The sequence below is a fragment of the Archangium violaceum genome, from assembly GCF_016887565.1.
GTDB lineage: Bacteria > Myxococcota > Myxococcia > Myxococcales > Myxococcaceae > Archangium > Archangium violaceum_B.
Map to the genome: position 1 here is coordinate 585001 of NZ_CP069396.1, position 23783 is coordinate 608783.

14 protein-coding genes, 2 tRNA genes and 5 rRNA genes (1 of these 21 running past the window's edge) are annotated in these 23783 nt (G+C 64.4%); 17 read left to right on the plus strand and 4 right to left on the minus strand.

All coding sequences use genetic code 11. From position 1 onward, the window contains the following. The 13 genes from JRI60_RS02535 to JRI60_RS02595 form a co-directional block, all read left to right on the plus strand. Positions 1–2751 (plus strand): 23S ribosomal RNA (locus JRI60_RS02535); it begins 217 nt to the left of the window's first position. Between the two features lie 168 nt (positions 2752–2919). Continuing rightward, positions 2920–3036: ribosomal RNA gene (rrf, locus tag JRI60_RS02540) — 5S ribosomal RNA — on the plus strand. 437 nt (positions 3037–3473) lie between these two features. Next, complete coding sequence (locus JRI60_RS02545) at positions 3474–4409, plus strand: ferritin-like domain-containing protein (protein ID WP_204224242.1); 936 nt, start codon at positions 3474–3476, stop codon at positions 4407–4409. Continuing rightward, on the plus strand, positions 4406–5932 hold the full coding sequence (locus JRI60_RS02550) for a hydroxysqualene dehydroxylase (protein ID WP_204224244.1): 1527 nt from the start codon (positions 4406–4408) through the stop codon (positions 5930–5932). Before JRI60_RS02545 ends, JRI60_RS02550 begins: the two co-directional genes overlap by 4 nt. Further along, positions 5929–6741, plus strand: coding sequence for an SDR family NAD(P)-dependent oxidoreductase (locus tag JRI60_RS02555; RefSeq protein WP_204224246.1), 813 nt, complete (start codon positions 5929–5931; stop codon positions 6739–6741). The genes JRI60_RS02550 and JRI60_RS02555 overlap by 4 nt, the downstream gene beginning before the upstream one ends. 47 nt (positions 6742–6788) lie before the next feature. Next, a complete protein-coding gene (locus JRI60_RS02560; protein ID WP_204224248.1) occupies positions 6789–7742 on the plus strand; it encodes an NAD(P)H-binding protein in 954 nt (317 codons plus the stop codon). After that, a complete protein-coding gene (locus JRI60_RS02565) occupies positions 7743–9140 on the plus strand; it encodes a cytochrome P450 (RefSeq protein ID WP_204224250.1) in 1398 nt (465 codons plus the stop codon). Between the two features lie 1262 nt (positions 9141–10402). After that, positions 10403–11938 (plus strand): 16S ribosomal RNA (locus tag JRI60_RS02570). 182 nt (positions 11939–12120) lie between these two features. Then, positions 12121–12197 (plus strand) — tRNA-Ile (locus JRI60_RS02575). Between the two features lie 69 nt (positions 12198–12266). Next, a tRNA-Ala gene (locus JRI60_RS02580) sits at positions 12267–12339 on the plus strand. A gap of 189 nt (positions 12340–12528) precedes the next feature. Further along, a 23S ribosomal RNA gene (locus tag JRI60_RS02585) occupies positions 12529–15496 on the plus strand. Positions 15497–15664: 168 nt separating this feature from the next. Next, positions 15665–15781 (plus strand): 5S ribosomal RNA (gene rrf / locus JRI60_RS02590). Together the 16S, 23S and 5S rRNA genes with 2 tRNA genes alongside form the textbook arrangement of a ribosomal RNA operon. Positions 15782–15980: 199 nt before the next feature. Then, positions 15981–16427 carry a hypothetical protein gene (locus tag JRI60_RS02595; RefSeq protein ID WP_204224252.1) on the plus strand — a complete coding sequence of 149 codons (447 nt, stop codon included), beginning with the start codon at positions 15981–15983 and terminating at the stop codon, positions 16425–16427. Positions 16428–16471: 44 nt separating this feature from the next. Here JRI60_RS02595 and JRI60_RS02600 read toward each other — a convergent pair whose 3' ends face one another. Then, positions 16472–16675: a SlyX family protein gene (locus JRI60_RS02600; protein WP_204224254.1), complete on the minus strand. Its 204-nt coding sequence runs from the start codon at positions 16673–16675 to the stop codon at positions 16472–16474. Positions 16676–16736: 61 nt separating this feature from the next. Between JRI60_RS02600 and JRI60_RS02605 the strand changes: the two genes are divergently transcribed. Next, positions 16737–17036 (plus strand): hypothetical protein, encoded by a 300-nt coding sequence (locus JRI60_RS02605; protein ID WP_204224256.1) that lies wholly within the window; start codon positions 16737–16739, stop codon positions 17034–17036. A 148-nt stretch (positions 17037–17184) separates the two neighbouring features. On the opposite strand, the gene JRI60_RS02610 is transcribed toward JRI60_RS02605, so the two are convergent. Both JRI60_RS02610 and JRI60_RS02615 read right to left on the minus strand, forming a co-directional pair. After that, a complete protein-coding gene (locus tag JRI60_RS02610) occupies positions 17185–18096 on the minus strand; it encodes a tetratricopeptide repeat protein (RefSeq protein ID WP_239470304.1) in 912 nt (303 codons plus the stop codon). 216 nt (positions 18097–18312) lie between these two features. Next, positions 18313–18666, minus strand: coding sequence for a hypothetical protein (locus JRI60_RS02615; RefSeq protein ID WP_204224259.1), 354 nt, complete (start codon positions 18664–18666; stop codon positions 18313–18315). Between the two features lie 231 nt (positions 18667–18897). Here JRI60_RS02615 and JRI60_RS02620 point away from each other — a divergent pair, with 231 nt between their 5' ends. Beyond that, positions 18898–20862, plus strand: coding sequence for an ATP-binding protein (locus tag JRI60_RS02620; protein ID WP_204224261.1), 1965 nt, complete (start codon positions 18898–18900; stop codon positions 20860–20862). Between the two features lie 21 nt (positions 20863–20883). Here JRI60_RS02620 and JRI60_RS02625 read toward each other — a convergent pair whose 3' ends face one another. Then, positions 20884–21309 carry a hypothetical protein gene (locus tag JRI60_RS02625; RefSeq protein WP_204224263.1) on the minus strand — a complete coding sequence of 142 codons (426 nt, stop codon included), beginning with the start codon at positions 21307–21309 and terminating at the stop codon, positions 20884–20886. A 194-nt stretch (positions 21310–21503) separates the two neighbouring features. Between JRI60_RS02625 and JRI60_RS02630 the strand changes: the two genes are divergently transcribed. Together JRI60_RS02630 and glpD are read left to right on the plus strand one after the other, a co-directional pair. Next, entirely contained in the window at positions 21504–21698 is a 195-nt protein-coding gene (locus tag JRI60_RS02630) for a hypothetical protein (RefSeq protein WP_204224265.1), read from the plus strand. 292 nt (positions 21699–21990) lie between these two features. Next, the gene (gene glpD / locus JRI60_RS02635) at positions 21991–23718 is read left to right on the plus strand and encodes a glycerol-3-phosphate dehydrogenase (protein ID WP_204224267.1); all 1728 of its coding nucleotides are present in this window, start codon (positions 21991–21993) and stop codon (positions 23716–23718) included. Positions 23719–23783: the final 65 nt, after the last annotated feature.

Here is a 23783-nt window from a genome sequence, read left to right on the forward strand (position 1 = left end):
GAAAAGAAAACAATGAGTGATTCCCAGAGTAGTGGCGAGCGAAATGGGAACAGCCTAAACCGGTGTCACGCAAGTGGCACCGGGGTTGCGGGTCCGCGGTAGGACCTTTGCTGGTTAGCGGAAGCACCTGGAAAGGTGCACCAAAGAGCGTGACAGTCGCGTACGCGAAAACTAGCGGAGGCCGAGCGGGGTACCCAAGTAGGGCGGGACACGTGCAATCCTGCCTGAATCTGCCGGGACCATCCGGTAAGGCTAAATACTCCTTGGCGACCGATAGTGAACAAGTACCGCGAGGGAAAGGTGAAAAGAACCCCTGTGAGGGGAGTCAAAAGAACCTGAAACCGCATGTCTACAAGCAGTCCGAGCACTACGTCGCAAGACAGTGCGAGGGCGTACCTTTTGCATCATGATTCGGCGACTTAATGTACGTAGCGAGGCTAAGCCGATAGGTGGAGCCGGAGCGAAAGCGAGTCCGAAACGGGCGATTCAGTTGCGTGCATTATAACCCGAAGCGGGGTGATCTACACATGGCCAGGTTGAAGTGAGGGTAACACCTCATGGAGGACCGAACTCATGAAAGTTGAAAATTTCTGGGATGAGCTGTGTGTAGGGGTGAAAGGCCAATCAAACTCCGTGATAGCTGGTTCTCCCCGAAAGATATTTAGGTATCGTCTTGGGTAATTCAATACCGGAGGTAGAGCACTGGAACGGCTAGGGGTCTCACCAGATTACCAAACCGTACCAAACTCCGAATGCCGGTAATTGTTATCCCGGGAAGCAGTCAGTGGGTGATAACGTCCATTGGCAAGAGGGGAATAACCCAGACCGACAGCTAAGGCCCCCAAGTCTAGTCTAAGTGAACACTAGAAAGGATGTGGCAGGTCATTGACAACCAGGAGGTTGGCTTAGAAGCAGCCATCCTTTAAAGAAAGCGTAATAGCTCACTGGTCGAGACAGGCCGCGCCGAAAATGTAACGGGGCTCAAGACTAGCGCCGAAGCTTCGGATTGCATGCGTCAGGCGCATGCAGTGGTAGGGGAGCGTTGCAACGACTGCGAAGCTAGACCGCAAGGGCTGGTGGAGTTGTTGCGAGTGCTGATGCCGAAATGAGTAGCGATAAAGGGGGTGGGAAACCCCCTCGCCGTAAACCCAAGGTTTCCTGGGTCAAGTTAATCTTCCCAGGGTTAGCCGGGACCTAAGCCGAGGCCGAAAGGCGTAGGTGATGGCAAGCAGGTTAATATTCCTGCGCCATCTTGTAGACGTTGAACCGAGGAAGGACGGAGAAAGCTAGGCGAGCTGGCCGGTGGTTGTGCCAGTCCAAAGGCGTAGGGGTGTCGCGTACGATGAAAAGGCGCGGCAGCTATCCCCGAGACCCGACGGCGCCCCGCAAGGGGTTAGTTGCTGATGCTCGGCTTCCAAGAAAAGTTCCGCGGGGAGTCTACAGGGTGTCCGTACCGCAAACCGACACAGGTGGGTGAGGAGAAAATCCTAAGGCGCTTGAGAGAACTCTCCTCCAAGGAACTAGGCAAATTTCCACCGTAACTTCGGAAGAAGGTGGGCCTCTGGTAGGTGAAGGCGTACAGCTGGAGCCGAGAGAGGTTGCAGAGAAATGGCGGTAGCGACTGTTTACCAAAAACACAGGACTCTGCGAAGGCACGAAGCCGACGTATAGGGTCTGACTCCTGCCCGGTGCTGGAAGGTTAAGGGGATTCGTCAGCCGCAAGGCGAAGCGATGATCCGAAGCCCCAGTAAACGGCGGCCGTAACTATAACGGTCCTAAGGTAGCGAAATTCCTTGTCGGGTAAGTTCCGACCTGCACGAATGGAGTAACGACTTCCGCACTGTCTCGGAGAGGGACTCAGCGAAATTGAAATAGCTGTGCCGATGCAGTTTACCCGCAGCAAGACGGAAAGACCCCGTGAACCTTTACTACAACTTGACAGTGACACTAGGGTTCGACTGTGTAGGATAGGTGGGAGCCTTTGAAGCCGGGCCGCTAGGTTCGGTGGAGGCAACGGTGAAATACCACCCTGTCGGATTCTGGTGTCTAACCATGCCCCCTCAACGGGAGCTGGGACACTGTCTGGTGGGTAGTTTGACTGGGGCGGTCGCCTCCCAAAACGTAACGGAGGCGCGCGATGGTTCCCTCAGCCCGATTGGAAACCGGGCGGCGAGTGCAATGGCATAAGGGAGCTTGACTGCGAGACAGACATGTCGAGCAGGTGCGAAAGCAGGTCATAGTGATCCGGTGGTCCTGAATGGAAGGGCCATCGCTCAACGGATAAAAGGTACTCCGGGGATAACAGGCTTATCTCCCCCAAGAGTTCACATCGACGGGGAGGTTTGGCACCTCGATGTCGGCTCATCGCATCCTGGGGCTGGAGCAGGTCCCAAGGGTTTGGCTGTTCGCCAATTAAAGCGGTACGCGAGCTGGGTTCAAAACGTCGTGAGACAGTTTGGTCCCTATCTGCTGTGGGCGTAGGATACTTGAGAGGCTCTGACCTTAGTACGAGAGGACCGGGTTGGAGACACCGCTGGTGTACCAGTTGTCTCGCCAGAGGCATCGCTGGGTAGCCATGTGTCGATTGGATAACCGCTGAAAGCATCTAAGCGGGAAACCGACCTCAAGACCAGGTATCCCGGGCGCAAGCCCCAGAAGACCCGTCGAAGACTACGACGTTGATAGGCCGGGTGTGTAAGCGTGGTAACACGTTGAGCTAACCGGTACTAATTGGTCGAGCGGCTTACTATACCTCAATCTCTGGCAGGCTCCCCGGTGTAAACCGGAGGGAGTCTGGAGATTCGAGGCCGAGGTCGAGGCCCCGAGCGCGCTACAAACAGCGGCGCCGGGCCCGGAAGAAGGCACAGAGCTTTTCAGCAGGAATTGAAACTACCCTTTGTATGTACGAGTCACATGTTTTCCGGTGGCAATGTCGGAGGGGTCCCACCCGTTCCCATCCCGAACACGGAAGTTAAGCCCTCCAGAGCCGATGGTACTCCGCGGGAAACCGCGCGGGAGAGTAGGTCGCTGCCGGATTTTTTTGAAGGCCCCGAGTCCTCACAACGTGAGAACTCGGGGCCTTCGCCTTTGCGGGCTTCTTCGGAGCGCGTGATCGCCTGTTCTTCCTCGGGGCAACCCAGGCGCCTCGATCAGCGGCGGCCGAAGCCTGCAAGGGTTCATCCGCACGGTGGCACCGTGGAAGGCGTGGACGCGGCGGCACCCACTTTTTCCTCTGCCTCTGATGTGTCCCACGCAGGCTGCATGGCCGCTACACCGGCCGGCGCTCAGCCCGGTGGCACCCCTCTGCGGCCCCGCGCTGCCGCAGCAGCTGCCCCATCCCTCTCATGCGCACGGATGTCACATCCGCGCCGAGGCGGCTCTCTCCATGTGTTTCGTTCGGCGGTTGGCGCTGCTCGAGATTTCAGCGTGAGGACCAAGCCAGAGAAGCCAGGGGGAGAAGGAGGGCTCACATCATGGCACCACATGTTCTACCCGTTCCGTCCGTGGCGCGGCCGTTGGTCCCGGTTGATCCCTACAGCAACCGGGAGGCATATGCGCGCGTCCTGAGCATGCTGTGCCACGCGGAAGCCGCCGCCCTGGAAGGGTTCAAGCTGCTCACCCACCCGGACTTCGTGCAGACGCATGCGATGTTCGCCAAGGCGCGCCGGTTCCTGGTGCAGGACGAGTCACGCCACCTGGAGGACCTCACACAACTGGTGCGGAGGCTGGGCTACGACGACATCCTGCCGCCGTCGCCCGAGGAGGCCGAGTTCTGGGGCGCATGGCGCTCAGGCCGGCTCTTCGCGTTGCCCTTCAAGCCCAGCGTCGCATCCCTGTTCTGCCTCTTGTCGGAGGGCCTGGGCTATGCCTTCCTGTACAACCTCGCCCAGGCCACCAGTGCCCCGGACATCCGGGCCGTGCTGGAGGCCAACCTGGAGGACGAGAAGTCCCACCTGCAGCTTTCTCTCGTCATGCTCGAGCGGGCGCTGGTGGACGACCGGACCTTCCTGGCGGACTTCCTCATCTACCTCTACGGCTACTCGCTGCTGGCACGCCGCCCTATCCGCCAGCAGCGCAAGACCGTGGAGGCGATCGGCCTGGATTTCTACGTCATCTTCGGCTCCAGCATCCGCTTCGTCTTCGACCTGCTCAAGCTCGTCCTCGCCGAGACGGGGCGGTACTCGCCGCTGTGGAGTGTGCTGGACAAGTTCACCCTGGGGTTGGGGCGCGCTCCCAAGCTCATGAAGCTTCTGCACCTGTTCATGTTCCTGCCAGAGCCTCCCTTCAGCCGGTGGCTCGTCTATCACTGGGGCCGGCTCACGTTGCGCCTCGGCCCCATGGGCCGGTCCTCTCCCCCTTGGGAGCGCCCGCTTCCGGTGCCTTCCCTTGCCGACCTGGTACAGGCATGAGCACGGCACCCAAGGTGCTGGTCCTCGGCTCCGGCGTGGCTGGCCTGTGTGCGGCCTACGAGCTCGCCGAGCGCGGCTGCTCCGTCACGGTGGTGGAGGCCGCCCCCTTCCCAGGAGGGCGCACCTCGTCCTTTACAGACGCGAAGGGTCGCGGCGTGGACACAGGCCTCCACGTGGTGGCGGACCACTACGCCAACCTGCTGGAGATGCTCTCGCGCCTGGGGGTGTCGCACCGCCTTCTCTGGGTGGGCGAGCACACCTACCTGCGCTCCGGGCGCGAGCCGATGGCGTGGGGCTTCCGCTCGTGGCCCGCGCCCTTCCACCTGCTTCGGCCTTTCGCTCGGATGCCCCTCTCCCTGGGCGCCCGCCTCCGGCTGGGCCGGGTGGGTCTCCAGGTCGCCAGCTACTCGCAGGAGGATCTGGCCGAGTTGGACTCCCTGTCCTACGCCGAGTGGCACCGGCGCCGCGGGCTCCAGAGGGACTTCACCCTGGAGCTGGCGGAGGCCGCGGCGGATGCGGCGACCTTCCTCACGGTGGAGGAGGCCGCCGCGCGGCCGGTGCTGTCGTGGATCAAGTACCTGGTGCGCCACCCGCGCTCCGGGGATGTGGGGCTGTGGCGGGGAACGCTGGCCGAGTGTCTGGTAGAGCCTCTGTGCCAGGCTCTCGCGCGCAAAGGGGGGCAGCTGCTGCTGCGCCACGCGGTGGTCGGGCTGGAGGGAGAGGGACAGCGCGTCAAGGGTGTGTGGGTTTCCCCGGCGGAGACATCCGGTCCAGTCACCCACGCCGAGGGGCGCGTCCCGGTGGGCGGGGCCGGCCGCAAGCTGCTGGCCTGCGACTTCGTCGTGTCCGCGATGAACGTCCAGTCCCTGCGTGCCGTGCTCCCCCCGGAGTGGGTGCGCGCAGCCGGGCTCGAGGACGCCATGAGGCTGACCACCACGCCGGCCATGTCGCTCTTGCTGTGGTTCGATCGCCCCATCCGGCCGGTGCCGGCGGGAGCTCCGCTGGTGACGGGCTGCGCCTTCCGCGACTTCGTGGACCTGGCCATGCTGGGCCGTCAGCCCCGTGGCGCACCGGGCTCCGTGTACCAGTTCGTCATCACCCGGGCGCGCAGCCGCTTCCACGACCCGGATGAAGCCATCGTCTCCGACGTGATGCGGGACCTGCGGAGCATCTGGCCAGGGGCCCAGAAGGCGCAGGTGGTGGACTACGCGCTGGAGCGCATTGGCGCGGCCATGTTCGCCGCGGTGCCGGGCGCGCACCAGCTCCGGCCCCCGGCCCGCACCCGGCTGGGCAACTTCTTCCTGGCCGGCGACTGGACACGGCACGAGCTGAACGCCTCCATGGAGGGGGCCGCCCTGTCGGGCCGGCTGGCCGCGGACGCGCTGCTCCGCGACCTGGGACAGGCTGGGCTCGCCATCCACCGCGTGCCGGAGCCCACGGTGATGCCTGCGCTGCGCAAGCTGGGGCGGCCGTTCCGGGGCCCGAGGTCTGGAGCGTCGAGGGAGGAAGAGGCCCTCGCATGAAAGCGCTGGATTTCCGCGATCGCTGGGTGGTCGTCACGGGCGCGTCCTCCGGGCTGGGCGAGCAGCTCGCCCGCCGGCTGGCGTCCCACCACCGGGCCCGGCTCATCCTCGTGGCCCGCCGCCGCGAGCGGCTCGCCGCGCTACGGGAGGAGCTGCGCGCCGCCCATGGCACCGAGGTCGTGCTGCTGCCGATGGACCTGGCCGCGCCGGACGCCGCGGAGCGCATCTTCACCGAGGCGACCCGCGAGCGGCAGGTCTACGCGGTCATCTCCAACGCGGCGGCCTACTGGTTCGGCGAGTTCACCGCCATGCCCGAGCCCCAGGTGGAGCAGCTCCTGCGGGTCAACGTGCGCACGCCCCTGCTCCTCCTCCGGCGCTTCCTTCCCTACCTGGACCAGCGTGGCGAGGGGGGCATCCTGGTCATCACCAGCACCGGAGCGATGATGCCCACGCCCCGGCAGGCGCTGTACGGCGGGACGAAGGCGCTGCTGCAGGGCTTCGTGGAGAGCCTGTACCACGAGCGGGGCAGGGAGCGGGAACGTGTCCCGGTGTGTCTGTGCAGCCCGGGCGGCATGCTGACCGAGATGCTCGTCTCCTCGCCCGTGCTGGAACAGCTCCGCCACCGGCCCCTCATCATCCGCATGATGATGCGCCCCGAGGTGGTGGCCAGGCGCGCGTTGCGCGCATTCCGGCGGCGCAGGTTCCTGACAGTCCCTGGGATCCGGAACCAGCTCATGGTGCTCCTCTCCAAGGTGCTGTCGAAACGGAGGGTGGGAAAGGGGGCGGCCCGAATCTACGGCAGCAGGTAGAGCCTGGAGCCGGCGAGTGCGCCGCAAGTCACGAGGAGGAGCAACCCATGTCCGCCCAGAGCCATCCCCGCACCCTGCTGGTCACCGGCGCCACCGGCTTCGTTGGCCGGGCGCTGTTCCGGGCGCTGCTGCGGGAGCCGTGCAACCGGGTGCGCCTGCTGAGCCGCCGCCCCATGGACGGGGCCGGGGTGACGCCACGGGTGGAGGTGGTACGCGGGGACGTCCGCCACCCCGGCACTTCGGCGCGGGCGCTGCGGGGGGTGGACACGGCCTACTACCTCATCCACTCGCTCGCCGAGCCAGGCTTCCGGGAGAAGGAGCTGGCCGCGGCGCGCACCTTCGCTCGAGCGGCGGAGGCGGCTGACGTCCGACAGCTCATCTACCTCGGGGCACTTGGCGACCCGTCGATGCCGCGCTCTCCCCACGTCGAGAGCCGGCAGGCCACGGGCGAGGCGCTGCGTGAGGGCAGGGTGCCAGTGACCGAGCTGCGCGCCGCGGCCATCATCGGCGCGGGGAGCGCGGTGTTCGAGATGATCCGCGGCTTCACGGAGCGCTTCCCCCTCATCATTTCCCCTCGAGGAGGGGACACCCGCTGCCAACCCATCGCCCTCTCCGACGCGCTCCGCTACCTGCTGGCTCCGCTCGACACCCCGCTCCTGGTGGGCCACATCTGGGAGATGGGCGGCGACGAGGTGCTCACCTACCGCGAGATGATGGAGACCTACGCCCAAGTGAGGGGGCTGGTCCGCCCGGTGCTCCGGATGCCGGTGGCCGTGCCGCGCCTGTCGGGCCTCTGGACAGGCCTCTTCAGTCCCATCCCCAAGCGGGTCGGTGAGCACTTCGTCCGCGGCCTGGGGCACGACGCGGTGGTGCGCGACCCGCGCCTTCGCGAGCTGCTCGGCATCGAGCACCACCTCGGCTTCCGGGATGCGCTGCGATGCGCCTTCCAGGAGGCGGATGAGGCCATGCAGGCGTCCCACGTTCCTGTAGGGGGGCTCTGAATGCTCCAGGAATCCATCCACCCTTCCCCATCGCCGCGCCGTCCCCCCGGGCCCCGCGGGCTGCGCTTCCTGCGAGGGCTGCCCGACATGCTCGGCAACCCGCTCCGTTTCCTGCGCAAGGTGGCCCGCGAGTACGGGGACGTGGTCAGCCTGGGCCACGACGTGCGGCCCATCTACCTGGTGGTGCACCCCATGGGAGTGAAGCAGGTGCTCCAGGACAACGCCGCCCGATACAAGAAGTCCGACCTGACCACCCAGAAGTTCAAGCCCTTCCTGGGGCAGGGGCTCGTCGTGAGCGAGGGGGCCCTGTGGCGCGGCCAGCGCCGCCTGATGGGGCCGTGCTTCACACGGCAGAAGCTGGAGCGGCTGTTCCCCCTCATGGCCCAGGTCACCCAGGAGATGCTGGAGCGCTGGCGGGAGCTGGCCTCGCGCGGGCAGCCGCTCGACATCGGCGAGGAGATGAAGCGGCTGACCCTGGGCATCGCCAGCCGGACCATGTTCAGCACGGACGTCAGCGGGGAGACGGACCTGCTCGGGCCCGCCATCCGCACCGCGCAGCGATACGTTGCCCGGCAGATGACCTCGATGACCGGGCTGGCCAACTACCTGCTCATTCCCCAGCGCGCCGCCTTCCGCCAGGCAACGGACGTCATCAACAGCGTCGTGCTCCGCATCATCCACCAGCGCCGGCAGAGCCTGGACGACAAGGGGGACCTGCTCTCCGCCCTCTTGCTGGCGCAGGACTCGCGGACGGGGCAGGGCATGGACGATGCCCAACTCCTCGATGAGGTGAAGGGCATCCTGGTCGCTGGCTTCGAGAGCACCGCCACGGTGCTCACCTGGGTCTGGTACCTGCTGGACCAGCACCCCGCGGTGCGGCAGCGCCTGGAGGCGGAGGCACGGGAGGTGCTCGGAGGGAGCGCCCCCACGCTGGCCGACCTGCCACGCCTGGTCTACACCCGTCAGGTCTTCGAGGAGGCGCTACGGCTGTACCCGCCCGTCTGGATGACGCTGCGGACGCCCCTGGAGGATGACTGCATCGGCGGCTATCGCATCCCCGCGGACAGCGTGGTGCTGCTCAGCCCCTACGTCACCCAACGGCTTCCGGAGCTGTGGCCCCGTCCAGACGACTTCGAGCCGGAGCGTTTCACCCCGGAGCGTTCCGCCGAGCGGTCGCGCTTCGCCTACTTCCCCTTTGGCGGCGGGCCGCGGACGTGCATGGGCAGTGGCTTCGCCCTGATGGAAGCGCAGGTCATCCTGGCCATGGTCGCCGCGCGCTATCGCCTCGCGCTGGTGCCCGGGCAGCGCGTGGAGCCGCTGCCGCTCCTCACCCTCCAGCCGCGCTACCCCTTCCAGATGAACGCCATCCCTACCGCGGACAGCGTCCTCATGGGGTAGTTCGCTTGCGAGCGAGGAGGAGTCGCACTCCGATGGGGAGCAGACAGCCCCGCGAGCTCTATGGCTGAATCGGAGGTGGCCTCGTGCTCGAGGCCTCCGGGCGAGATGTTCGAGGTTCTCACGGGTGGGAGGTTGGTGCGGACAACGTAGAGAGCCGCGATGAGCTGGACGCCTCCATGGGGCTGAAGACTGCATCCAGCTCGCGAGCGTTGGCGGGTATGAGGAGCTTCGGACCCGGTCTCATGTCTGGAAGGACTCGACCCGTACGCTGCCTGCGACCGCTCTGGTGGCGACAGCCTGAGCGCTCGCTCTCCCGGTCGGGGAGAGGGCCGGATGGCGATAGAGAGGGCCTGGACGTTCTGCTCCAGTCCGAATCGACGGGAAGAGCGAGTCGACGAAGGTGGTTGACTCCAGACGCGGCGGTGGTAGAAGCCGCGCCCCCTCGGACGGGAAGGCGATGCCGCAACGGCGGCGGAGCTCCCGGACGAGCTGAAAGACGGAATAGGGAGTCGACGAAGCGGGGTTGACTCCAAACGCGGCGGTGGTAGAAGCCGCCTCCCCTCGAAACAACGGAAGTCGCCCAAGCGACAGAAGCTGAATCGGAGGGAAGAGCGAGTCGACGAAGGTGGTTGACTCCAAACGCGGCGGTGATAGAAGCCGCGCCCCCTCGGACGGACAGGCGAAGTCGCACTGGCGACGGAGACCTCCGGACGAAGCAGTGACAGACGAAATACGAAGTCGACGAAGCGAGTTGACTCCCGACGCGGCGGTGGTAGAAGCCGCCTCCCTCCGAAACGGCGAAAGTCGCACTGGCGACAAAGCCGAGCCGGAGAGAAGAAGAGAGTCGACGAAGCGAGTTGACACGGGATGCGGAAGCGAAGTAGGTTCCGCGCCCCTCCTCAAAAGGAAGAAACAAGGCGCTCCGGCGCGATGTTACCTCCCAACGAGGCGAAGCGGTGAAACGGAGTGGCAACGGCCACTTGACAGAAAAGCCGCCTCGAAATAAAGAATGCGGCCCCCGAGGTTGAATGGGGTGCAGCTGAGAAGCGCAAGGTAACAGAAAGTCGCGGCAACAACAAGCGACTCGGTCTTTGAAAACCAAATAGCAAGCCCAAGAAGACAGATTGCGGAAACCGCAGTCAATTCTAAACGGTGCCCCGAAGCGAGTCGGCGTGAGTCGATTCCAGGGGTACCTTGAACAGCGAAGTCGGGTGTCCCTTAGCCGGGCCCTGACGGATGCCGGTTCTAAATTCTTCAAATTTCAATTGGAGAGTTTGATCCTGGCTCAGAACGAACGCTGGCGGCGTGCCTAACACATGCAAGTCGAGCGCGAATGGAGCAATCCTAGTAGAGCGGCGCACGGGTGCGTAACACGTGGATAATCTGCCTGGGTGTCTGGGATAACCAGTCGAAAGATTGGCTAATACCGGATAAGCCCCCGGGAGCTTCGGCTCCTGAGGGAAAAGGTGGCCTCTGTATACAAGCTATCACATCCAGATGAGTCCGCGGCCCATCAGCTAGTTGGCGGGGTAATGGCCCACCAAGGCGACGACGGGTAGCTGGTCTGAGAGGACGATCAGCCACACTGGAACTGAGACACGGTCCAGACTCCTACGGGAGGCAGCAGTGGGGAATTTTGCGCAATGGGCGAAAGCCTGACGCAGCAACGCCGCGTGTGTGATGAAGGTCTTCGGATTGTAAAGCACTTTCGACCGGGACGAAAACCCTCTAGCTAACACCTAGGGGCTTGACGGTACCGGGAGAAGAAGCACCGGCTAACTCTGTGCCAGCAGCCGCGGTAATACAGAGGGTGCAAGCGTTGTTCGGAATTATTGGGCGTAAAGCGCGTGTAGGCGGCTTTGCAAGTCGGGTGTGAAAGCCCTCAGCTCAACTGAGGAAGTGCGCCCGAAACTGCAGAGCTTGAGTGCCGGAGAGGGTGGCGGAATTCCCCAAGTAGAGGTGAAATTCGTAGATATGGGGAGGAACACCGGTGGCGAAGGCGGCCACCTGGACGGTAACTGACGCTGAGACGCGAAAGCGTGGGGAGCAAACAGGATTAGATACCCTGGTAGTCCACGCCGTAAACGATGAGAACTAGGTGTCGTGGGTGTTGACCCCCGCGGTGCCGTAGCTAACGCATTAAGTTCTCCGCCTGGGAAGTACGGTCGCAAGACTAAAACTCAAAGGAATTGACGGGGGCCCGCACAAGCGGTGGAGCATGTGGTTTAATTCGACGCAACGCGCAGAACCTTACCTGGTCTTGACATCCTTGGAATCCTTCAGAGATGAGGGAGTGCCCGCAAGGGAACCAAGAGACAGGTGCTGCATGGCTGTCGTCAGCTCGTGTCGTGAGATGTTGGGTTAAGTCCCGCAACGAGCGCAACCCTCGCCTTTAGTTGCCGCGCAAGCGGATCTCTAGAGGGACTGCCGGTGTTAAACCGGAGGAAGGTGGGGATGACGTCAAGTCCTCATGGCCTTTATGACCAGGGCTACACACGTGCTACAATGGCCGGTACAACGCGTCGCCAACTCGCGAGAGGGAGCTAATCGCATAAAACCGGTCTCAGTTCAGATTGGAGTCTGCAACTCGACTCCATGAAGGCGGAATCGCTAGTAATCGCGGATCAGCACGCCGCGGTGAATACGTTCCCGGGCCTTGTACACACCGCCCGTCACACCATGGGAGTCGATTGCTCCAGAAGTCATCCCACCAAGGGGTGCCCAAGGAGTGGTCGGTAACTGGGGTGAAGTCGTAACAAGGTAGCCGTAGGGGAACCTGCGGCTGGATCACCTCCTTTCTAAGGAGACCGGGTACAGAGTGAGCACTTCGGTGCCACGGGCTGTACCAGCAGCGAAAGCTGCCTAGGTCGACCAGGTCAACGTTTCGCAGTCTGTCAGGGCTTGCTGTTTGGTTTTGAGGGACCGAGTCCAAGCGACTCGGCTCTTTGAAAGAGAGTAGCTGTTTCGGGACTCACCAACTGGGCCTATAGCTCAGCTGGCTAGAGCGCACGCCTGATAAGCGTGAGGTCGGTGGTTCAAGTCCACCTAGGCCCACCAGCTCCCCACCGGGGGAGACTGGATGACGCGATGACGGCCGGCAAGGTGCAGCCCAATGACGAACTTTCCGGGGCTGTAGCTCAGCTGGGAGAGCGCTAGCTTTGCAAGCTAGATGTCGTCGGTTCGATCCCGATCAGCTCCACAAGTTTTCCAATCACTGGATTGGAAGCGTTCTTTGACAAGTGCATACGAAGGGTAGAATTCAATTTCTGCTGAGAAGTTCTATCAAGCAAGAAGTCTTCTTTCGGGTCCGCAGCGAAGAGCTGGGGCCTGGACCTTGGTCTCGAGATTCAGAATCCCGCCGGGAGGCGGGCTTGCGAGAGATTAAGGTAAGTAAGCTACTAAGGGCGTGCGGTGGATGCCTAGGTGCCAAGAGGCGAAGAAGGACGTGGGTGGCTGCGAAAAGCTCCGGGGAGTTGCCAACCGAACGTTGAGCCGGAGATGTCCGAATGGGGAAACCCCATGCGAGGAAACTCGTATGACCTCGGCCTGAATACATAGGGCCGAAGGAGCGAACCAGGGGAAGTGAAACATCTCAGTACCCTGAGGAAAAGAAAACAATGAGTGATTCCCAGAGTAGTGGCGAGCGAAATGGGAACAGCCTAAACCGGTGTCACGCAAGTGGCACCGGGGTTGCGGGTCCGCGGTAGGACCTTTGCTGGTTAGCGGAAGCACCTGGAAAGGTGCACCAAAGAGCGTGACAGTCGCGTACGCGAAAACTAGCGGAGGCCGAGCGGGGTACCCAAGTAGGGCGGGACACGTGCAATCCTGCCTGAATCTGCCGGGACCATCCGGTAAGGCTAAATACTCCTTGGCGACCGATAGTGAACAAGTACCGCGAGGGAAAGGTGAAAAGAACCCCTGTGAGGGGAGTCAAAAGAACCTGAAACCGCATGTCTACAAGCAGTCCGAGCACTACGTCGCAAGACAGTGCGAGGGCGTACCTTTTGCATCATGATTCGGCGACTTAATGTACGTAGCGAGGCTAAGCCGATAGGTGGAGCCGGAGCGAAAGCGAGTCCGAAACGGGCGATTCAGTTGCGTGCATTATAACCCGAAGCGGGGTGATCTACACATGGCCAGGTTGAAGTGAGGGTAACACCTCATGGAGGACCGAACTCATGAAAGTTGAAAATTTCTGGGATGAGCTGTGTGTAGGGGTGAAAGGCCAATCAAACTCCGTGATAGCTGGTTCTCCCCGAAAGATATTTAGGTATCGTCTTGGGTAATTCAATACCGGAGGTAGAGCACTGGAACGGCTAGGGGTCTCACCAGATTACCAAACCGTACCAAACTCCGAATGCCGGTAATTGTTATCCCGGGAAGCAGTCAGTGGGTGATAACGTCCATTGGCAAGAGGGGAATAACCCAGACCGACAGCTAAGGCCCCCAAGTCTAGTCTAAGTGAACACTAGAAAGGATGTGGCAGGTCATTGACAACCAGGAGGTTGGCTTAGAAGCAGCCATCCTTTAAAGAAAGCGTAATAGCTCACTGGTCGAGACAGGCCGCGCCGAAAATGTAACGGGGCTCAAGACTAGCGCCGAAGCTTCGGATTGCATGCGTCAGGCGCATGCAGTGGTAGGGGAGCGTTGCAACGACTGCGAAGCTAGACCGCAAGGGCTGGTGGAGTTGTTGCGAGTGCTGATGCCGAAATGAGTAGCGATAAAGGGGGTGGGAAACCCCCTCGCCGTAAACCCAAGGTTTCCTGGGTCAAGTTAATCTTCCCAGGGTTAGCCGGGACCTAAGCCGAGGCCGAAAGGCGTAGGTGATGGCAAGCAGGTTAATATTCCTGCGCCATCTTGTAGACGTTGAACCGAGGAAGGACGGAGAAAGCTAGGCGAGCTGGCCGGTGGTTGTGCCAGTCCAAAGGCGTAGGGGTGTCGCGTACGATGAAAAGGCGCGGCAGCTATCCCCGAGACCCGACGGCGCCCCGCAAGGGGTTAGTTGCTGATGCTCGGCTTCCAAGAAAAGTTCCGCGGGGAGTCTACAGGGTGTCCGTACCGCAAACCGACACAGGTGGGTGAGGAGAAAATCCTAAGGCGCTTGAGAGAACTCTCCTCCAAGGAACTAGGCAAATTTCCACCGTAACTTCGGAAGAAGGTGGGCCTCTGGTAGGTGAAGGCGTACAGCTGGAGCCGAGAGAGGTTGCAGAGAAATGGCGGTAGCGACTGTTTACCAAAAACACAGGACTCTGCGAAGGCACGAAGCCGACGTATAGGGTCTGACTCCTGCCCGGTGCTGGAAGGTTAAGGGGATTCGTCAGCCGCAAGGCGAAGCGATGATCCGAAGCCCCAGTAAACGGCGGCCGTAACTATAACGGTCCTAAGGTAGCGAAATTCCTTGTCGGGTAAGTTCCGACCTGCACGAATGGAGTAACGACTTCCGCACTGTCTCGGAGAGGGACTCAGCGAAATTGAAATAGCTGTGCCGATGCAGTTTACCCGCAGCAAGACGGAAAGACCCCGTGAACCTTTACTACAACTTGACAGTGACACTAGGGTTCGACTGTGTAGGATAGGTGGGAGCCTTTGAAGCCGGGCCGCTAGGTTCGGTGGAGGCAACGGTGAAATACCACCCTGTCGGATTCTGGTGTCTAACCATGCCCCCTCAACGGGAGCTGGGACACTGTCTGGTGGGTAGTTTGACTGGGGCGGTCGCCTCCCAAAACGTAACGGAGGCGCGCGATGGTTCCCTCAGCCCGATTGGAAACCGGGCGGCGAGTGCAATGGCATAAGGGAGCTTGACTGCGAGACAGACATGTCGAGCAGGTGCGAAAGCAGGTCATAGTGATCCGGTGGTCCTGAATGGAAGGGCCATCGCTCAACGGATAAAAGGTACTCCGGGGATAACAGGCTTATCTCCCCCAAGAGTTCACATCGACGGGGAGGTTTGGCACCTCGATGTCGGCTCATCGCATCCTGGGGCTGGAGCAGGTCCCAAGGGTTTGGCTGTTCGCCAATTAAAGCGGTACGCGAGCTGGGTTCAAAACGTCGTGAGACAGTTTGGTCCCTATCTGCTGTGGGCGTAGGATACTTGAGAGGCTCTGACCTTAGTACGAGAGGACCGGGTTGGAGACACCGCTGGTGTACCAGTTGTCTCGCCAGAGGCATCGCTGGGTAGCCATGTGTCGATTGGATAACCGCTGAAAGCATCTAAGCGGGAAACCGACCTCAAGACCAGGTATCCCGGGCGCAAGCCCCAGAAGACCCGTCGAAGACTACGACGTTGATAGGCCGGGTGTGTAAGCGTGGTAACACGTTGAGCTAACCGGTACTAATTGGTCGAGCGGCTTACTATACCTCAATCTCTGGCAGGCTCCCCGGTGTAAACCGGAGGGAGTCTGGAGATTCGAGGCCGAGGTCGAGGCCCCGAGCGCGCTACAAACAGCGGCGCCGGGCCCGGAAGAAGGCACAGAGCTTTTCAGCAGGAATTGAAACTACCCTTTGTATGTACGAGTCACATGTTTTCCGGTGGCAATGTCGGAGGGGTCCCACCCGTTCCCATCCCGAACACGGAAGTTAAGCCCTCCAGAGCCGATGGTACTCCGCGGGAAACCGCGCGGGAGAGTAGGTCGCTGCCGGATTTTTTTTGAAGGCCCCGAGTCCTCACAACGTGAGAACTCGGGGCCTTCGCCTTTTCGAATCACTGGATTTCTGCGCCCCGTGTGTGTCTTTCCCGGGCTACGTGTCTTCCGTGATGTGCTTCGAATCTTCGCGCTGGCGAGGTCTCCTCAGGCTTGCTTGATTTGCATTTCATCCTTCAAGCCCAGGAGCGCCTCTTCCATGAAACATCTGCTGCGTCCCTTCCTCGGTGGTCTCCTCGCGCTCGCCGTCTTCCTCGCCCCGGAGCGTTCCGAGGCGGCTGAATTCCGTCTCACCCTCGGCGGCGATTACCAGTTCGACTCGGGCGCCTTCTTTCATCTCACCGGCGCCATCGACTTCGTCGACCTCGGCCCCCTCTCCATCGGTACCCGCTTCGGCGCCCTCCTCGCCACCCAGCCCAATACCCTGGGCATCCCCCTCGACCTCAACCTGCGCATCACTCCCCGCCGGGTTCCCGTCTATGTGGAGCTCCTCGGCGGACCGTGGATCTTCTTCGAGGGCGATACCTTCCGCGCCCACGCCGCCTTCGGCTTCGGCTACCAGGGTCGTTCCGTGACCTTCGGCATCGAGCTCGGCTACCTCGAGCCCAGGCCCCATATCGGCCTGCGCCTCGGGTGGCGGTTCTAGTCCCGCCGGCCAGGTCGGAGGTCTCCGCCGCGCCTGGTCTCCCCTCAGTAGTGCGGCGGCTTCTCCTGCTGCCTCGCATCCACCAGGCCCGGCTCCCCCTCCAGCTTCTTCTTCACGTGTTCCAGCTCCGCTCGCAGCGCGCCCATCTCGCGCTGCTGCGCGTACAGTGCGTCGCTCAGCTGCAGCAGCAGTTCCTGCTGCTGCATGTAGCGTAGTTCCAGTTCCACGATCCGCGACTCGTCGTCCATGCCCCCTGGGATAACCCGGCCTTGGTCGTGTTGTCCCTTTCCGTGTCCGCTGAGTGCCCTCATGGATGTCTCCCGCCACCTCCAGCGCGCCCGTGAGCTCCTCTCCCGCGGCCGGCCCGAGCTCGCTGAGTCCGCCTTGAGCGATGCCATCGATGCCGCCGTCCAGGCCGAGGATCTCGTCATGCTCACTCGCGCCCGTATGGCTCTCGGCGAGTTGCTGGTCGACCAGGGCAGGGATGATGAGGCCGTTCCCTTCCTCCAGGCCGTCGTTCGCACCGAGATTCCCGATGGCTCCGTTGATGCCGAGGTGAAGTCCTCCGCTCGGTTGCTCCGCAGGATTCGTGGCATCCCCGAGGAGTGAGCAGGGGCTCGGTGGGACTCGGGGCTTGCCGCTGACCCTCACCCCAACCCGCTCCCAGAGGGAGAGGGGGTTTGCTCGGGGTTCAACTCGGGGGTCTTGATACCCTCACCCCGTCCCTCTCCCGAAGGGAGAGGGGTTGTGGGGGACATCACGGCGCTCGGCAGGCGTTTCTTACCGCCTCCATCCGCTCCGGAAAGCGACGCTCCAGGTCCATCCTCGTCACCCTCTGCGCGTCCGTCTTCCCCGCCTGCCTCTGGATTTCACACAGCGCCGCCAACGGTCTCATGTCCGACATGTCCAGGCGATCCGCTTCCCTCAACGCCTCCTCCGCCCCCTCCACATCCCCCATCCGGAACGCCGTCATCCCCAGGTGGAAGTACCCCATCACCAGTTTCGGATCCGCCTCCACCGCTTCCCCGAACAGCTCCCTCGCCTCCTCCATCCTCCCCTGCTTCACCCTCACCAGCCCTTCCTCCACCAAGACCTGCGGCCTTCCCAGCGCCCCCTCCTGTCTCTTCAGGACCTGGATCGCCTCGTCCCACCGGCCCGCCTCGCTCAACAGCCTTCCGTACCTCACCCCCACCCCCACGCTCCCCGGCGCCTTCCCGTACGCCTTCTCCACCGCTGCCAGCGCCCCCTCCACGTTCCCGTTCCTCTCCTCGAAGTCCGCTCTCAGCAGGTCCGCCCTCGGATCCCCTGGCGCCAGCTTCTCCGCCCTCGCGAAGGACTCCTCCTCGCATCGGTTCATCCGTTGTCCGTGGCAGATCCTCGCCAGCACCAGCTGCGTCTCCACCGAGCCCGGCTCCTTCTTCTCCGCCTCCTTCGCCAGCTCGTAGGCGTCCAGCGGCGCTCCCTCCCTCAGCAGCTCCGCCGCCTCCCTCAGGTCCGCCCCCGTCGCCTTCGGGTTCTCCTTCAGCGGCTTCAGCACCTTCACCCGGTGCGCCGCATCCGACATCGCCCTCGCGATCGCCAGGTCCTGCTCCGGCATGTTCCTCGGCAGGAACAGCGGAATCAGGTGGATCACGAACGCTACCCCGATGACGATCAACAGACTCCTCACGCTCCGATCCAGCATCCTTCGCGGTCGGTCCTGTGAGGTTTCGGGGCCTCGGCGTCCCCGGCTCTCTTCGGCGGGAGGTTCGTTCTGCACGGCTTCCCTGACTCTAGAGACTCGCCGCCCCCTCCGCACGGCTCGATGCCCGCCCCCCTGGTCGAGGCCCGACACCGTGTGCCCGGAGCAATCAGCCGGGCTTACCTTCCCCCGAGCTGGCCCCCCTCACGGCACCGCCCGCAGCCTCCTCCTCGGCCCCTGTGACGACGGCAGATCCTCCCCACAGCTCCAACACAGCTCGAAGTTTCCGGGGTTCTCCTCCCCACACCCCAGGCACTCCACCGTCCTCCCCGCCTTCTCCTCGTCCTCCTCCAGCTCCGCCAACAGCTCCTTCCCCTTCTCCACCTCCTGCGGCGGTAGCCAGAGCTCCACCCAGGTCTCCGTAATCGGGATTTCTCCGCTCAGCGGCGCCAGGGCTTCCCCTCGTACCTCCACCGACAGCCCCGAGCCCGCCAGCAGTCCCGCCAGCAGCCTTGCCTCGCCCACCGTCCGGTGCACCGAGAACCGCACTCGCTTCATGGGCTCTCTCTAGGCGCGGACCCTCCCGCCCCGCAACCCGCTCCTCCCGCCTCCTCCCTGGTGGTGCACTCGGGCAAGCAGGTAGAGTGCTCCCCCTCACGGGGGGATGGTGTGCTCGGTTTCGAACTCACTCAGGATGGGTCTCGCGCGTCCCCGCTTCCCTCGGGGTCGTCCTCCGTCCATCCGCCGCCGGATTCCTGCTCCCCAGCACCGGCCTCCTCAGGGGGCTCCGTGGCCTTCCTCTCCGCCAACAGCTACTCCCATCCCTACCGCGCCTCCCCCTGGGCCCGTTACGGACTGGCCCTGCTGGCCTCGGGCCTCGCCTTCGCCCTCCAGTGGCTCCTCTGGCCCTGGTGGGCTCCCTCTCCCGTCTTCTTCTTCCTCGCCGCCGTCATCTTCTCCGCCTCCCAGGGCGGCCACGGCCCCGGTGCCCTCTCCACCGTCCTCTCCCTCCTCGCCATCCGCTTCTTCTTCCGCGAGGCCGGCCCCTCCTCCGACGCCCACCACTCCATCTCCAGCGCCCTCTTCACCGGTGTCGCCGCGCTGATGACCCTCATCTGCGCCCGCGTCCGCCTCTCCCTCCATGAGGCCCAGGTCGCTCGCGCCTCCGCCCAGGCCAATGGTCACGTGCTCGCCATCACCCTGCGCAGCATCGGCGACGCCGTTGTCACCACCGACCCCAATGGCCTCGTCCGCTTCATCAACCCCGTCGCCTCCTACCTCTGTGGCTGGCGCGAGCTCGATGCCATCGGTCAGCCCCTCGAGCGCGTCCTCCGGCTCGTCGACCCCTCCTCCCGCGAGCCTCTCGCCCCCACCTCCGTCGCCCGCGACGAGGCTCGGCCCGTCCAGCTCGGCCACCAGGCCCTCCTCCTCTCCCGCCGCGGCGGCGAGCTCCCCATCGAGCACACCGCCGCCCCCATCTCCGACTCCCAGGGCCACAGGCTCGGCACCGTCATCGTCTTCCGCGACATCTCCGCCCGCTTCCGCGAGGACCGCGAGCGCGCTCAGCTCCTCGCCCGCGAGCACGACGCCCACCTCGAGGCCGAGGTCCAGCGCGAACGGCTCGAGACCCTCTTCATGCAGGCCCCCGTCGCCATCTGCCTCACCCGCGGCCCGGACCACGTCGTCGAGCTCGTCAACCCGCTCGGCCAGACCCTCGTCGGTGAGCTCCTCTCCCTCGGCCGCACCGTCCGCGAGACCGTCTCCGGGCTCGACCCCCACCTCGTCCAGCTGCTCGACGAGGTCTTCCGCAAGGGCACCCCCTTCGTCGGCCACGAGGTGCCCCTGCGCGCCGACTTCTCCGGCTCCGGCCGCGATGAGGTGAAGTACTTCGACCTCACCTGGCAGCCCTGGCGCGGCGTCGACGGGGAGATCCTCGGCACCATGGGCCTGTGCGCCGAGGTCACCGAGCAGGTGCTCGCCCGCCGCGAGGTCGAGGCCCTCGCCTCCGACCTCCAGCAGGCCCTCCAGACTCGCGACGACTTCCTCTCCGTCGCCTCCCATGAGCTCAAGACGCCCCTCACCTCGCTGCAGCTTCAACTGCAGATGCTGAGGCGCTCGCTCCCGGAGCTCGACGACAACGGCCTCCCGCACCCCTCTCGCAAGCGCGTCGAGGCCTCCCTCCGCCCCGCCGAGCGTCTCCACCAGCTCGTCAACAACCTGCTCGACGTCTCCCGCATCCGCGCCGGCCGCCTCGCCCTCGAGCACGAGACCGTCGACTTCGCCTCACTCCTCCAGGACGTCGTCTCCCGCGCCGAGGCCGATGCCGCCGGCGCTGGCTGCAAGCTCATCCTCTACCCGAGCCCCCCCATCATCGGCCGCTGGGACCGGCTCCGCCTCGAGCAGGTCGTCACCAATCTGCTCTCCAATGCCATCAAGTACGGCGCCCACCAGCCCGTCGAAATGGCCGTCATCCAGGAGGGCTCCTTCGCTCATCTCACCGTGCGCGACCACGGCATCGGCATTCCCCCCGAGAGCCAGGCTCGCATCTTCCAGCGCTTCGAGCGCGCCGTCTCCGAGCGCCACTACGGCGGCTTCGGCCTCGGCCTGTGGATCTGCAAGCAGATCGTCGACTCGCTCGGCGGCGACATCCGCGTCGAGAGTCTTCCCGGCCAGGGCGCCACCTTCACCGTCTCCCTCCCCCTCGAGCTCCCTCCCAACGGCAAGTCTTCCTCCGGCTCCTTCCCCTCCGTCTGAGCCGGCTCGCCCGGGCCCCGGTCACTCCTCCTGGCGCAGCTCGTGCGGCAACACCGCGTGCGCGTGCCTCGGCGCCCGCTCGTGCAGCTCCTCCGTCAGCAGCGCGTCCAGCTCCGCCAGCAGCTCGTCGTAGGGCTCTCCCGCTCCCCTCGCCGTCTGCCCCGCGTGACAGCCCAGCCTCACCCTCGGCGTCTCCTCGTCCTCGAACGCCAGGCTCACCGCCATCCCCCTCGGGCCTCCCGCCTCCGGCGTCAGCGCCGCCGGCGCCGGTTGCCGCTCCGCCTCCTCCACCAGCGGTTGCAGCCTCTCTATCTCCTCCTCCGTCAGGTCCCTCTCCACCACCGTCTCGCCCTGCTCCAGCACCCGCAGGTGTCTCATTCCCTCCACCCGTACCGCCTGCGCCCCCGTGTTCGTCCTGCCGCTGCGCTCGTACGTCACCGTCTTCACGCGCCACCTCCTCCCCGCCCCTCGGGTCCTCGTGCAGGTGGAGGTATGCACGGTCCCGCTCTCCCGCATTCCTCCCGGCTCCTTCCCGACACTCTCCCCGTCCCCCCGGGTCCGCTGCCTCCTCCTCCCGCTCCTCCTACCTTCCTCCTCCCCCGTGCATCCCGCACGGGCTTCTCTCCTCGAGGTCTCCTTCCATGCCCAACAACCCCAATGACCAGCGCTCCAACGTCAAGAACCCCAACAACGACTCCTTCAAGAAGGACCAGGACAACCGCTCCAATCAGCAGAACCCCAACAACGACGCCCATCCCTCTCGCCAGGCCGACAGCGGTGGTTCCTCCTCCAGTGGTTCCGTGCCCGGGTCGCCCCCGAGCCAGACCAAACGTTGACCTCCGGTTCTGTGTCCCCGGGGCTCGTTCCTCTTCGCGGGTCTTGGGGTGGAACTCGGGGGCCGAAATACCCTCACCCCGTCCCTCTCCCGAAGGGAGAGGGGTTCTTGCTCGGGCTTTTTTTCCCTGGGTTTTTTCCCTGGGTTCTTGACGGTGGTTGACGGTCCAAGTGTCCGGTAGACCCTCACCCCGTCCCTCTCCCAGGGGGAGAGGGGGTTTTGTTCTTCCCTTGTTGACGCACCGCGTTCGGTTCCTGCTGCCTCCGCCGCTCCCTCGCCATTACACTCCTGCCGTGCGTCCTCAACCCGTTGCCCAGACCGCTCCCGCTCCCGCCCTCCGCGGTGACTCCGGCGCCGTCCCGGCCCTCCCTTCTCCTCCTCCCCAGCCTCCCGCTCCTCGCTCCGAGCGTCTGCTCGCTCTCTCCTCCCAGTCCTTCGATGTCCTCGTCATCGGCGGCGGTGTCACCGGCTGTGGCATCGCCCGCGATGCCGCCCTCCGCGGTCTCCGCGTCGCCCTCGTCGAGCGCGAGGACTTCGCCTCCGGTACCTCCAGCCGCTCCTCCCGCCTCATCCACGGCGGCATCCGCTACCTCGAGCACGGCCACCTCGGCCTCGTCTTCGAATCCAGCATCGAGCGCTACCGCCTCCTCCGTCTCGCTCCCCACCTCGTCCGGCCCCTCGCCTTCGTCTGGCCCGTCTACAAGGGCGCCCGCATCGCCCGCTGGAAGCTCTCCGCAGGCCTCATGCTCTATGACGCCCTCGCCCTCTTCCGGAACGTGAAGGCCTCTCGCGGCCTCAACGCCCGCCAGGTCTCCGAGGTCATCCCCGGCCTCCGCTCCGAGGGCCTCACCGGCGGCGCCCGCTACTACGACGCCGCCACCGACGACGCCCGCCTCACCCTCGCCAATGCCGTCGCCGCCTCCGAGGCCGGTGCCGTCGTCCTCAACCACGCCTCCGTTCGCGCTCTCCTCCTCGAGGACGGCCGCGCCCGCGGTGCCACCGTCGTCGACTCCCTCACCGGCCGCGAGCTCTCCGTCCGCGCCCGCGTCCTCGTCAACGCCACCGGGCCCTGGATCGATGAAATCCGCAAGCTCGACGCCAACGGCTCCACCTCCACCGTCCGCGGCTCCAAGGGCGTCCACATCTCCGTCCCCCGCGAGCGTCTGCCCACCGACTGTGCCCTCACCCTCCTGTCCCCCGTCGACGGCCGGGTGATGTTCATCCTCCCCGCGGGCACCCACACCATCATCGGCACCACCGAGACCGCTACCCAGGCCCACCCCTCCGAGGTGCGCGCCAGCGTGGCCGACGTGGACTACCTCCTCGCCTCCGCCAACGGCTTCTTCCCCCAGGCCCACCTCGTCCGCGAGGACGTCGTCAGCGCCTGGGCCGGCATCCGCCCCCTCGTCGCCAGCGGCTATGGCCACGGCGATGCCAACAGCGCCAGCCGCGAGCACGCCATCCACACCAGCCCCACCGGCGTCCTCGCCATCTCCGGCGGCAAGCTCACCACCTACCGCGTCATGGCCCGCGACGTGGTGGACGCCGTCGAGAAGGCCCTCGACGTCCCCCACCACAAGGCCACCACCAACTCCATCCCCCTTCCCGGTGGCGACTTCTCCTCGCTCGACGCCCAGCTGGCCGCCGCTCGCGCCGAGGTGGGGCGCGAGGACACCGCCGTCCACCTCGTGCACGCCTACGGCTCCCGGTGGCGCCTGGTGTGGGCTCTCACCCGCGAGCAGCCCACTCTCGCCGAGCCGCTCGTCCCCGGCCTCCCCTACATCCGCGCCGAGTCCGTCCACGGCGTCACCCACGAGTTCGTCCACACCTTGTCCGACCTGCTCGTGCGCCGCCTCAAGGTGGCCTTCGAAACGAGGGATCTCGGCCGCGCCGCCGCCCGCGTCGCCGCCTCCGACATGGCCCCCCTCTTGGGTTGGAGCCCCGACACCGTCGAACGCCAGCTGGCCGACTACTCGCGCGATGTGGAGCGGCTCTTCGCCATCGAGCCCACCTCGCGCTGACGTCCACCAACTCGCCCGCCGGGAGGATTCACCCCCGTCCTCCCTACCGCCCAGCAAGCGGACGA

Coding starts and splice junctions, on each gene's coding strand:
- JRI60_RS02565 (WP_204224250.1), top strand. CDS start 7,743: ATGCTCCAGGAATCCATCCACCCTTCCCCATCGCCGCGCCGTCCCCCC.
- JRI60_RS02560 (WP_204224248.1), top strand. CDS start 6,789: ATGTCCGCCCAGAGCCATCCCCGCACCCTGCTGGTCACCGGCGCCACC.
- JRI60_RS02630 (WP_204224265.1), top strand. CDS start 21,504: ATGCCCAACAACCCCAATGACCAGCGCTCCAACGTCAAGAACCCCAAC.
- JRI60_RS02595 (WP_204224252.1), top strand. CDS start 15,981: ATGAAACATCTGCTGCGTCCCTTCCTCGGTGGTCTCCTCGCGCTCGCC.
- JRI60_RS02555 (WP_204224246.1), top strand. CDS start 5,929: ATGAAAGCGCTGGATTTCCGCGATCGCTGGGTGGTCGTCACGGGCGCG.
- JRI60_RS02615 (WP_204224259.1), bottom strand. CDS start 18,666: ATGAAGCGAGTGCGGTTCTCGGTGCACCGGACGGTGGGCGAGGCAAGG.
- JRI60_RS02545 (WP_204224242.1), top strand. CDS start 3,474: ATGGCACCACATGTTCTACCCGTTCCGTCCGTGGCGCGGCCGTTGGTC.
- JRI60_RS02600 (WP_204224254.1), bottom strand. CDS start 16,675: ATGGACGACGAGTCGCGGATCGTGGAACTGGAACTACGCTACATGCAG.
- JRI60_RS02550 (WP_204224244.1), top strand. CDS start 4,406: ATGAGCACGGCACCCAAGGTGCTGGTCCTCGGCTCCGGCGTGGCTGGC.
- JRI60_RS02605 (WP_204224256.1), top strand. CDS start 16,737: ATGGATGTCTCCCGCCACCTCCAGCGCGCCCGTGAGCTCCTCTCCCGC.